Origin of the sequence: Bradyrhizobium sp. CCBAU 45321, assembly GCF_028128975.1 — a bacterium.
Lineage (GTDB): Bacteria > Pseudomonadota > Alphaproteobacteria > Rhizobiales > Xanthobacteraceae > Bradyrhizobium > Bradyrhizobium yuanmingense.
Window position 1 is genome coordinate 1 of sequence record NZ_LFKZ01000012.1, and the last position, 11258, is coordinate 11258.

Below are 11258 nucleotides of genomic sequence, written 5' to 3' on the forward strand. Positions count from 1 at the left end.
GATCTGGCGCTGCGCTATGCCGAAAGCTCCGCCGCCAGCTCCCGTCGCTGCCACCACCCAACCGGGCAAATCCAACAGCCGGAGCGAACTCAGGATTGAATAACACTTGGGGGCAAGGTCATGGCCCCCATTGTGAGTCCGGTGCTTCCAGTCTGACGAAGAGATGCGGCAACCGGGCGCGTAGCGGGGATGGGCGACTGAAACGCCGTCCAAGAGGGGAAAATGTTCGACGCGCTTCAGAAGCTTGGAAAATCAGGAGCAATATCGCGGCTGCATTTGCGAAGTGTGCCCATCCGTCCGCCGCCCCCTGTTCAAGTACGGGAGTTCTTAGATCATGATGCTTACAGCCGTTCCGCAACAGTTGAGTGAAGTCGCCGCCCAGCTCGTCCCTATCTTGCACCTAGATATTCGGCCGCTGAAAGCACCGAGGCGAAAAGCGCGACTGGCCGATCCTTCTGACTCTCGATTCTTACAGTCATCGTCCCTTGATTATCGAAGCTGACAACTGTGGCCGCGTGTGTATCATCGAGATAGTAGGGCCAGAGTCCCCATCCGATTTGCGATAATCTCCGCTTTGTCGACCTCGCTGAACGTAGCCCCGGAGCTATAGTGAATCCGCATTTCCACAACTATTAGGAGGCTCGACAGGAACCGCGGCAATGTGCCCCCAGCGCCAAAAGTCGTATCCCAGCCGGGAGGTGGCATCCCAGGGCTTACGATTACCCACATTTTGGGGCAGAGTTTTTGGGAAAGTTTCGCTCCCGTTGCGAGATCGATGAATCGCGATAATCCGCGCCACATGATCAGAGTCCCTGGTGGCGGATCGTTGGCGCGGGCGAGATAGCCGCCGAGCCTGGCGATCTTGATGAGATAATGCGACAATGTCTTTCGTTGGTGCTGACTGGAGTCTTGTTTTCGACGAGCCGATCAAGCAATTGGATTTCAGCTTTGGTCAGCACAAATTCCGGTGAAGCATTTTGCGCTGAACGATTGAGCATCGTCATCCAAAAGATGCGCCAGCTCACAATGCAGAATACCGAGATCAAATTCGTGAATCGCTGAGCAGTCCGCAGTTGCGAGTCCTCTGCCCTACAGCCGGATTTGAGTATCTTGTGGAAGACCTCGATCTTTCATCGAAGGGAATACCAATCGAGTTTCTCGATCGCATCCCTGCTCGATTGCACCGGAAGATATGTCAGGAGTTTCCATTCAATCTTCTTTCTGTTCTTTGCGCGCTCCTCGTTCATCAGCGTGGATCACTGTCAAAGTCAAAGCTGGATACCGCGACTGCTTGCCTATGGGTGGCAAAATACGGATTTTACGATACCGGATTTCACGAACAGCCTGGTCTGGATTGCCCTTGCTATCCTGGACTTCGATCCGGTGGAGGCCTTTGACCATGACCTCGTCCATTATCGTTGCAACGGTATGATCGCCATCGCCTGCCAGGCGATTGACACAGGTCCTTACCAGAAATGCGTTCCAACCTCTTGGGCGGCACAAAACAATTCATAAATGTCGGCCTCACGATCACCGATATGGATGCACTGCGATGGCTCCTCGAAAAGGTCCGTGGATTGCTTGAGGTTCTCCAGCCACCGAATGCTCTCCTTGGTTTCAATGGGGATCCGTGTCGGGGTTGACCTCGCGCCTAAGCGCGGCGACCCCTTTGAATTTCTTTCTGGTCCACACTTCACGGCGTTGAGCCCCCGGGGAAGCCCTCGAGGGTCACCGCAAGGCTCGAATGCATCAATATTCCGCATGTCGTGTACGTTTCGGGTTTTCCGTCCAATCTTCGCGAGTTCCTTCTGGGGACACGCTTAATGATCCCGATCAGATCCGGGCGCTCCCTTTGATAGGTGAATTCGGTCGTATCATGCAGGACAAGACAGGCCCTTTCGCAGCCGCGATAAGTTCCCGCGTGGATTCAAGATGACCAGACAGGATGTCGGCCTCGCTTACTCGTTCATTGGAGAAGAAAGGATGGGCCGCCTTGGTATTCGCCCAGTCTTGGCAAACCACCGGAATGCTCTGTCCGATATCTCCACCAATCTGCTGCAGCAGCATGCGAAAGCTCTCGCCAAGTCGAGCGTCCCGGAATTCGCACAGCGCAGCTTCACGGTCAAACCAAGTCAACGCGTCAGACGCCACCCGATGCGCCTTCTCATCCCGGACGCGTGAAGTCAGTCCCATAGAGCACCTCTTCTCGAATCAGGTGCCCATCAAAGAATCGCAAGCGATTCTGGCGACTCAAGTTTCTCGGCTCAGTGCACCTCAAAAAAGTGGGTAACCGTAAGATCCCAGGGGAGCGTACCCGGATTATTATAGGCCATTCCGAGTGCGGAAGAGAGATACCAGTCTGCAGGTGTTGGCGAGAAGTTCAACAGGCCGAACGATCGAAGCTCATTCTGCACGAACCGTGCTTGGAGAATACGAATGTTGTCACAGCTACTCCATTCGGCGGCAGCTCAGGATGCCTGACGTTGACACGTCTGCCTCCAGACGACCGCATCCACGATCTCGGGCGCCAATGCAGGCGGCGCTTTGGATGAGCTTCGGCGAACGACAATAAGCTTAGTGCGTCGCATCACGCGACTCCCAACCCGGCGCACTATGTCATTTCTTACGACCGCGAGCTTCGGCACTGAACAGCGCTTTCGTGAGGAAAGCCGACGCATCGCTCTCAGCGCCGAGATAGGTTCCGGCGGCTTCGACAAGAGCACCGATCACGATCGGTATCTTGTCGTCGCTGGTGATGATGATCGTCATCGCCCGTCCTTGTCGAAGCTTGCCGAGGGCGACGACCCGCTCGATTCGCCCTACTGTAGAAAGGCCATAGCCCGGCTTTTGAATTGTTCTGAACGTCTGCTTGCTCATCTTCGCTGTAGGTGACGAATGACTGTACGAGTACATCCATCTTATTGGCAATTAGCAGCGTCGTGGTGAATGGTTGCATGTTGCCCTCAGGCCCGAATGTGCGTTCCCAGTTGATTATTGAACCCGAATCCCATGGTGCGGCGTTCTTGTTGTGATGTGCAAGACCTAGCGCCGCCGAATACTGGGCGTGGGCTGACGGGCATCACATTCGCGAGTGACGCGTCGGGAGAAACACCGCTTGCAGCGAACTTCTCGCTAAACTTTGAGGATGAGCTGCTGCCTCCCCAAAGGCCGAAAAAGCCGCCGGACGAGCCGTTGATTCAAGATTTTGAGACATCGGTGTTCCACGTTCCTTGTGCGACATTGAACTTGCGCGACGGGGCCTTTAGCAGCAGCTCGACGATGTCGCTATAGCCGATCGAGAAGGTGATCGGCTCCGTGCCGGGTCTATACGGCATGGCGTTATTCATCGCCACGAAGATCGGATCTAGGTTGTCTCGGTTGAGCGCGATGGCGCCTTGGCGTGCTTTAGCAGAGCAGAGCTCGCAACCAAGAGGCCATACTTGGAAATCGTGCCGGTTGGACCTGCTTCTTGCTTGTCGCGTGTCTCGGCCCAAGCCTTGTAACAGACTGGATCCACGGTATCCTGGAAGCGCTCGGAAGCAGGCTGGAGCGCGGAAAGTACGCCCTGATAATCGACTGAAAACTTGTTGCCGCCAGCTCCGAGCCGACATTCATATTGAGTGTGGCTGGCGGAATGATATCGAGATAGTCCCACAACCGGCTGTCGGCACCGGAAACTCCGATGAGGGTGGGGCGGGTTGGAGTACCTGAAATGGCGAAGTCGTCTCGTAGCCCAGCCCCGTGGCAAGTGCATTGAAGAAGCCGTTCTGCAGCTGATCGAAGTTCGTTGGGTCGGCGATTGAGAGTTCCCTCCGGATAAGTGCACGTGCTGCTGCTCGGGCCGCCGGGCGTCGGTAAGACGCACTTGTCGACCCCGCTCGGGCGAGAGGCGATCCTGGCCGGTTACACGGTGCGATTCACCACGGCGACGACGCTGGTCGCTGGCCTCGCCAAGGCGCGCGAGCGGCGCCTGGACGAGAAACTGCTCGCGCTGGCGAAGCCAAAGCTGCTGATCGTCGACGAACTCGGCTACCTGCCGCTGGAGCCCGACGCGGCGCATCTGTTCTTCCAGCTGGTCAGCCGCCGCTACGAAACCGGCGCCATGCTGATCACGTCGAACCGCAGCGTTGCCGAATGGGGCACCGTGTTCGCAGATCCGGTGGTCGCCACCGCGATCCTTGACGGGCTCCTGCACCACAGCCACGTGCTGACCATCCGCGGCGACAGCTACCGCCTCCGCGTCAAGCGAAAGAGCGGCCTCATCAAGGCGCCCGCCGCTGACGGCCCGACATCATGAACCCGAGCGTGGGGGCAGTTCTTCATGACGCAAAGGGGGCAGTTCCGGATGGCGTTTGACAGGCTTCGGGCTTTAGGCCGTCAACCAGATCTCAGAAAGATCCAACTCGCTTTCAGCGGCAGAAATCCGTGCCGAAATGGCTTGTCGCACCCTCTCGCATGCTTGAGCCAACTTGGCACGATCTGTGGACTTCTGATTCGCATAAGATCGAGTTCGATTCTAGAGCCGCGAGTCAGTGTCACTTATGCGTTATTTTATCTACTATACAACGAGCCGCGCTGCAAAAGGATTGCATTCGACAACGGGAAAAGATTGCTCCGAAGGACGGGTTCGAACCCGTGGTCAGTCTGATTTCCATTCAGCAGCAGAGCGGCGGACTGGTTTTTGACCGGGGACGATCGGTCAAGGCGCTTTTTATTCTCGAAACCGTAGGTTCGAACCCATTCCTCACGCAGAAAATACTCAAGATTGAAGCCAAGAAGCCGTTCATAACGGTTCGCAAACCGCCGGACTCACTCACGTTGCTGGGAATCGACGAGGGCGTTCGAACTTTACAGGGTAAAGGTGCCGAGTGGGCATAAGAGATCTTACGTGACCTGCAACCGAAGATGATCAGCGCATTCTGCAAAATATCAGCGTTCTCCGGCAGCGCTTCGAACCGGAGTTGGTGGCGAAGGAGGAGACTTCTCGTGCCCGCCGGGCAAGCGGTACGAAATCAATCTTTAGCGTGCGAGAACGTTGCGCGATATCAGTCGCTTCCGCAGCGGTGCCCTCCTCTCCTGAGAGTTCTTTGTATATACTACGAAGTTCTTCGAGTCGTTCAGACTTTGTGGCTTGCGGGTAGCATACCCGATGCAATGCACTTGCGCCGCGCGTTCTTCACAGGCGTGAAATTGTGCCGTGGTGAAGGACTACGTTGCGGCGGGCGGGGTGAAGCCGTTCAGGTCGCCTGAGCGCCGAAACGGCTCGATGGCCTTGAAGGTTGGCTGCGCGAGAGGTTCATTCGGCATCGCGGCAATGCAAATGTGGTGCGCCAGGACCTGTTGACCGAGGAAGGCGTGGCAGTCAGCCGGCGAACGCTGCAACGCGCCGTGCAGCCCTATCGCCAGGCACTCAAGGCGGAAGCGCTGGCGACGACGCGGTTCGAGACGCCCCCGGGCCGGCAGCTACAGATCGACTTCGGCGAGCGTCTGGTCGAGATCGGCGGGGTGAAGGTCAAAGCATTCGTGTTCGTGGCGACGCTCGGGCATTCGCGGCGGCTGCATGTGCGTGCGTTCCGGGGCGAGAAGCAAGAGCACTGGTTCGGTGGGCTCGAGAGCGCATTTACGACTTTCGGCGGCGTGCCGGAGGAAGTGCTGATGGACAATCCACGCGCGCTCGTGGTGCGCCACGACGCGGTGAGCCGGTCGGTTCAGTTTAACGCCAAGCTCATCGCGTTCGCGAAGCATTGGGGCTTCCGTCCTAGCGCCTGCGCACCGTATCGGGCGCGCACGAAGGGCTAGACGGAGAATGGCGTCGGTTACGTGAAGAAGAATGCGATCGCGGGGCATTCCTTCGCGAGCTGGGTGGCATTCGAGGCGCATCTCGCCGAGTGGGAGCGTGAGGTGGCGAACGTGCGTATCCACGGCACGACCGGCGAGGCGCCGATCGTCCGCTTCGCGCGTGACGAGACACACAGGTTGAAGCCGTCGAGGTCGATACGAACAGCTACTCGGTGCGGTTGCGGCCGGCGAGGTGCGTATCCGCCAAGGCATGCGCGAGGTTGCGGTCCACAAGCAATCGGAAGGTCGCCGGCTGCGGATCGTCGATACCACCCACCTCGACGGTGTTGCCGGGCAGAATGGCGCGGTCTGCCGACCGGAGATTGCGGCAGCGACGGTGCCGGCATCGTCTCCACTGCCCTCGTTGTTGCGTCCTCTTGCCGAATACGAAGCAGCGATCGGAGGGAGCTTCTGATGGCGCGCATAAAGAAGGCTACCGAAGCACCAATCGATCGGCTCGACGCCATGCTGGCACGATTGCAGCTCGCCGGCATCCGGGACCAGCTCGACAACCTGCTCGACGAGGCGGCGCGCGCGAACCTGTCGGCGCGTGAGACGCTGATCCTGCTGTGCTAGCGCGAGATCGCGAAGGATCATCGCCGCATCGAGATGGCGCTGAAACTCGCACACTTCCCGGCCGTGAAGGAGCTTGCCGGCTTCGACTTCGAGGCGCAGCCGTCGATCGATCCGAAGCAGATCCGTGACCTGGCCGCGTCACGTTGGATCGCCAACGCAAATTCAAGGACAGACCAAGCATTGCGGAGTGATTGTCCGCTGATCACCGAAAAGAAAATGCCCACCGAGCAACGTGATGGAACGTTTCGGCCGCTACTGCCCCCGGACCAGAGTTACGCTAGAAGAAGCAGCTTCTGGATCAAGCAGCGCGGGCGTTCGAGAGCAACGGCGACAGCGCAGCCGGGCACGAGCGCGAGATTGAGAAGCTGCACGCCAAGATAGGCCAGTTGATCATCGAGCGGGAGTTTTTAGCGAAGGGCTACGGAAGATGAGCGCCCCGGATCGCCGCGTGCTCGTCGACCGCAATCATGGAGAGCTGTCGGTGCCCCAGCAGTGCCAGCTGCTCGGCGTCGCTCGCTCAAGCGTCTATCGGCCGCGCCCTCAACGACGATGACGATTCGGCGCTGATGCTGCGGATCGATGAACTGTTCGTGAGTTGGCCATTCCTCGGCTCGCGTCGGGTGACCGCGATGCTGCGCGCCAGGGCCATGCCGTCAATCGCAAGCGCGTGCAGCGGCTGTTGCGCAAGATCGGCCGGCAGAGCTTGGCGAGGATTCTGATAAGAGTTCGCGTGCTGTCCCCGCCCATCCGGATGGGTATCTGAACTTGCCGCCGTCACAAGCCCCGCGACGATGTAGAGCGCACCCAAAAGAGCGCATAGCAAGAACTTGCCCGAGGTCTTAACCTGGAAAGCATTGATCATTTCGGCAACGCCGGCGACGATCATCATCACGCCAACTAGCACCACACTCGCCATCGTCGCGAGCGCAACGCTACCAAGCGCCACGAAGCCAGTGATCAGATAAACTACGCCGAGGGCGAAAACCCAACCCCACTTCGTTAGCGAAGCGGTGCCCGGACCAGCTCAAAGCCGCACGATATCAGACGAACTTGTCATGGAGGTCTCCGTTGCCAAAGCTGTGCCGCAGCATGGCGCGCCTAGCCATCGCTTTGTTGCGATTAGGGTTGAGCTTGCGGGCCGTTGCGAGCAGCCGACTCAGTGTGCCCATCAATCTATATGCTCGCCTGCTGGGTGCCATCCGCATCGTGACCTCCTCTCTTCGGGCTTGGACCGCATCCCAGGACGCGGGAGGACCACATTACTAAGCCCGGCGATGCGGTGTCGTAGGCCGAGCAATTGGCGTGCCACGTTTTGCGAGCCGCGCGTCGAGAGCGAACCAGCTTCTTCGTGACGCGATCGTGAAATCGCGGCCGTTTGTGGCAGCTTGCCGCCAAACGTCTTAAGTCCGACGCGCATGAACGCGACAACATGAACATCTTGCGCGTGGCGGCGATTGGCCTAACCGCATTCTCGAGGGGGTGGTATGCGCGCCCACACGACGGAGTTGGACAAACACGAAGGCCGAAAGCTGTCATCCATCCGGTACATTATCCTCCTCGGAGCCACTGGTTACAGTACTCCCATGGCTGAGCGCTCCAGAACCGAGATGGGGAGTGACGACGCCCTCGATAGTGATTCCCTCTCCTTTGGCACGGCAAATGCAGGTCTCCTGCAATGCGCGCGGCCTGAGGAGAAATCATCCTATGATCACGCGAATGGGCCGCTCACGAAAGCTCAAGCCTACTCGGCGGCCGCAACCAACTCCTGATGAACCGGTCGAAGCAGCGTAATCCAACGAACGGCGTTGTCAGGCATCGCAATGGTCTACGGCGATGGGGTGAGCTCGGCGAAAGCCGAACATTCCTCTTTGCAATGGAGAAGCATCATGTCCAGAGTCACAGACGTTCTTGTTGCTTTTGATACGGAATCCATTCTTCAGAAGTACTCGAATCCGAGCAAAAGACCGGACAGCCCCACTCTCATTGATTTCCGCCATGTCTACATGATCACAAATCAGGACAACGTGATCAGTGGGCAAGCGGGCGGCGAGCTCGACCTGAAGGCCCAGGTCGGGGATTTGATTCGTTGGCGCGAGACCAGCCTCTCCCTTGGGTTCGAGAAGTCAGTGATCTTCTACCGCTTCATCGGAAACGTAGGGAACGAGCTGATCTCGACGCCGACCCCGCGGAAGGCGGAGGCCTCGTTCGCGCATCCCAATCCTAGCAATCCGTCCGTGCCGACATGTCAGACGATCGCCAATTACTATTGGTCCTCGGAAACTTTGGCTATCGGACGAGTTACCTACCATTTCAACTTCATGGTCGTCGATCGCAATTGCAGCGCGCTGGGATACTTCTCGTGGGATCCGTTCATCAGCATCCACAATTGATGCGGATGATCATCAAGGCGTCGAAGGAACCGCGCAGCGGGGCAACGGCCATGATCCCAACCACCCTCGACTCCGAGGGTGGCATGAAATGGCAGGTGCGGAGCTTGCGGTCCGGAGGCGTGCCGACCTCACCCGTCGTCCCTGGCAGATCGGCCTTCTCGACCAGCTGTCGCTTTTTTCGCGTCGCTCTCGAATGAGACCGATTCGCCGTCAGCACCATCCAGTTCGGCCGGCCCAAGCACTTGGCAAGCTCCGCGGTTGCCGAGCATCCCACGGTCGGGAGGAAGGGAAACAGCAATGGCCAAAGACAGACCCTCAACCAAGAGCCAACGCTCCGAGTCTCACGTTGCCGTTCTCATCATCGTCGACGCCGAGACGCTACTGTCACGGTATCCGAATGCCAGTCTCTCGCCCGAGGCGCCCGTACGCGTCGACAGTGAGCATCTCTATGTCCTGGCCGCGCGCGATGGCGGGCCACTCGGGAGCAATGACGGCCATCTCGATCTGACCGTCACGCCTGGCGTCCATCTGCGCATCCGTGGAAGTGCCCTGGCCTTGAGAGGAGAGCATATCGTCGTGTTTGATGGGATCACGCAGGAACACGCTGGTGTCCTTTCCCCCTTTGAGCTTGTCCTGCGCCGAGCCTTGACCGTCGCGACGCCCAACTTCGAGAATTTGTTGCAGCCGGGCAACCAAAGCATCGACGACCATTTCTGGCAGAGCCAAGTGCTGGCCGATGGGGTGGCGGCTTGCGATCTGAACTTCATGGTCTTGAACAAGGCCTGCTTGGTGCTGGGATACTTCCGATGGCGTCTCCAGATCAACATCTCGGGTCTAAGGGAGGTGCCGTAGTCGGCCGCTCCGAGCGCGGTCGTTCAATCCCGAACCCGGCTGGGGGTTCTGTGAGAGCTCCTGGAACAGCCAGTTCTCGCGATGTCGCTCGGCCCGTTTAGCGGCTCAAATATCATGTATCGACGAGGGTACTGGCCGTGATCGAGAAGGCCAGCCGCAGCAAGGAATTCCGGACTCTTAACTCGAGGCGGCGCCGAGCCTTATCGCCGGCAGCGACCTTGCTCGTTGATGACCGTGACCATCTCGTGCTCGTAGCCAGCGCCGACGCCTTCGGCCTCGTCTAGCTTGGCGCGCTCGGCTGGATCGAAGCTGAACAGGACTCCGATCACTGTGTTGTTGTTACCACTAGCAAATGCGTTGCACTTCCCAGACAGGTCCCTGCTGCGCTTATGGAAGCGAAGCGCATGCCCGGGCAAGGTAGCAATGCCGAGCGGCTTGCAGCTCGGCATTCGCTTGCGCAGCCGTGCGGTCGACATGTTGGACCCGTAGGGAAGATAGACGCCTGGCTCCGGTGGCCCGGTTTTTGCTTTCTTCAGCGGCTCGATCGGCGGATCGCCCGGCCTGACGATCGTGCGCAGCGGAACCGTCATGATGCTGTGCTCTTCGGACTTTTCGCCTTCGCGAGTGATAATGGGCTGTCCATCCTCCAGGTCGAGGATTGGGACGGGCCTGCCGGTCCATCCACAATCAGCGCAGCGCGGTCGTTCCCAGAGTACGCCGGGTGCGGCAGCGTTTTCAGCGTGTTCTGGTTCGAGATGCGGCGAGCCGCAGTTCGGGCATTCCTCAGGCACACCGCGCAACGCACGAATGATCGATCGGGACAGCATTCCGCTGGCAACCTGGACATCACATGCGCCATGTCGGCATCAAGCCAGGTGGCGGACTTTGAATGCGTTAGCCAGTTGGAAAACGTCCATGCGGTCTCCAGAGGGCTTTTAACGGCCCCGCGACGCTCTTTGTTGGTGTCGCCCGGCAGAAGCTCGTTGCAGATGATTTCCGTCCACGCGCGGAAGTTCGCACGCTGCGGCGGTGTGTCGGTCCACATTGCCGAGTGAGCTATGGCTGATTTTGGGTGACGCGGCCTGATCAGGCGGCGTGGCTTTCAGTGTTCGGAATGACTTCGATTCCGTCGATGAACTTTACACCGGCGATGACTTTCGGCAACTGGTTCGTGCTCTTCAATCGCCGCCAGGTCTTCGATGCGGCGTCGATGAGCTTGAACACCATCAGCTTCGCGGTTTGTTGCGACAGCGATCCCTTGGTCCCCACCGTTCGGTGGCGCACCGTGGCGAAGACGCTCTCGATCGGGTTCGAGCTGCGTAGGTGGATCCAGTGCTCAGCAGTGAAGTCGAAGAAGGCGAGCAGCGCGTGGCGATCCTTGATCAGGCACTCCACCGCACGTTCGTATTTGACGTGGTATTTCTCGACGAAGACGTCGATCGCGGTTTCAGCTTCGGCCCGGTGTGGGGCCAGATAGATGTTCCGCAGGTCGTTCGTCATGGGGCCCTGCACGGATTTGGCGACCTTGTCGAGTACGTTGCTCACTTTATGGCACCAGCATCGTTGGTGCCGCGTGCCGGGAAAGGCCTCATCCAGTGCCTT

The 11258-nt window shown here is 58.7% G+C and carries 13 protein-coding genes and 2 pseudogenes; 7 read left to right on the plus strand and 8 right to left on the minus strand.

All coding sequences use genetic code 11. The features are described from left to right. Window positions 1–803: 803 nt before the first annotated feature. The 5 genes from ACM43_RS01425 to ACM43_RS01445 form a co-directional block, all read right to left on the minus strand. Window positions 804–1004 carry a hypothetical protein gene (locus tag ACM43_RS01425; protein ID WP_225115036.1) on the minus strand — a complete coding sequence of 67 codons (201 nt, stop codon included), beginning with the start codon at window positions 1002–1004 and terminating at the stop codon, window positions 804–806. Window positions 1005–1209: 205 nt separating this feature from the next. Further along, entirely contained in the window at window positions 1210–1401 is a 192-nt protein-coding gene (locus ACM43_RS01430; RefSeq protein WP_225115037.1) for a hypothetical protein, read from the minus strand. Window positions 1402–1833: 432 nt separating this feature from the next. After that, window positions 1834–2193, minus strand: coding sequence for an IS4/Tn5 family transposase DNA-binding protein (locus ACM43_RS01435; protein ID WP_271537617.1), 360 nt, complete (start codon window positions 2191–2193; stop codon window positions 1834–1836). 423 nt (window positions 2194–2616) lie between these two features. Next, entirely contained in the window at window positions 2617–2877 is a 261-nt protein-coding gene (locus ACM43_RS01440; protein WP_141697797.1) for a hypothetical protein, read from the minus strand. A gap of 320 nt (window positions 2878–3197) precedes the next feature. Beyond that, window positions 3198–3335, minus strand: coding sequence for a hypothetical protein (locus ACM43_RS01445; RefSeq protein ID WP_271537621.1), 138 nt, complete (start codon window positions 3333–3335; stop codon window positions 3198–3200). A 488-nt stretch (window positions 3336–3823) separates the two neighbouring features. Between ACM43_RS01445 and ACM43_RS01450 the strand changes: the two are divergent. The 5 genes and pseudogenes from ACM43_RS01450 to ACM43_RS38725 all read left to right on the plus strand — a co-directional run. Further along, window positions 3824–4297, plus strand: a pseudogene (locus ACM43_RS01450) (ATP-binding protein); the annotation flags it as partial. Window positions 4298–4635: 338 nt separating this feature from the next. Further along, the gene (locus tag ACM43_RS01455; protein WP_271537623.1) at window positions 4636–4878 is read left to right on the plus strand and encodes a hypothetical protein; all 243 of its coding nucleotides are present in this window, start codon (window positions 4636–4638) and stop codon (window positions 4876–4878) included. A gap of 405 nt (window positions 4879–5283) precedes the next feature. Beyond that, the gene (gene istA, locus ACM43_RS01460) at window positions 5284–5799 is read left to right on the plus strand and encodes an IS21 family transposase (protein WP_081493115.1); all 516 of its coding nucleotides are present in this window, start codon (window positions 5284–5286) and stop codon (window positions 5797–5799) included. 453 nt (window positions 5800–6252) lie between these two features. Then, window positions 6253–6414, plus strand: coding sequence for a hypothetical protein (locus ACM43_RS38720; RefSeq protein WP_370137892.1), 162 nt, complete (start codon window positions 6253–6255; stop codon window positions 6412–6414). 6 nt (window positions 6415–6420) lie between these two features. After that, window positions 6421–6795: an ATP-binding protein gene (locus tag ACM43_RS38725; RefSeq protein WP_420886591.1), complete on the plus strand. Its 375-nt coding sequence runs from the start codon at window positions 6421–6423 to the stop codon at window positions 6793–6795. 136 nt (window positions 6796–6931) lie between these two features. Here ACM43_RS38725 and ACM43_RS38560 read toward each other — a convergent pair. Beyond that, a pseudogene (locus ACM43_RS38560) lies at window positions 6932–7378 on the minus strand (HdeD family acid-resistance protein); the annotation flags it as partial. A 922-nt stretch (window positions 7379–8300) separates the two neighbouring features. Here ACM43_RS38560 and ACM43_RS01475 point away from each other — a divergent pair. Both ACM43_RS01475 and ACM43_RS01480 read left to right on the plus strand, forming a co-directional pair. After that, window positions 8301–8804, plus strand: coding sequence for an inclusion body family protein (locus ACM43_RS01475; RefSeq protein WP_036032112.1), 504 nt, complete (start codon window positions 8301–8303; stop codon window positions 8802–8804). Between the two features lie 297 nt (window positions 8805–9101). Beyond that, window positions 9102–9656 carry an AidA/PixA family protein gene (locus ACM43_RS01480; RefSeq protein ID WP_063822499.1) on the plus strand — a complete coding sequence of 185 codons (555 nt, stop codon included), beginning with the start codon at window positions 9102–9104 and terminating at the stop codon, window positions 9654–9656. Between the two features lie 200 nt (window positions 9657–9856). Here the strand turns inward: ACM43_RS01480 and ACM43_RS01485 are convergent, their stop codons facing one another. Then, window positions 9857–10483, minus strand: coding sequence for a gamma-glutamylcyclotransferase family protein (locus ACM43_RS01485; RefSeq protein WP_225115039.1), 627 nt, complete (start codon window positions 10481–10483; stop codon window positions 9857–9859). 259 nt (window positions 10484–10742) lie between these two features. Next, on the minus strand, window positions 10743–11258 hold a 516-nt coding region (locus ACM43_RS01490; RefSeq protein ID WP_271537629.1), incomplete at its 5' end, for a transposase.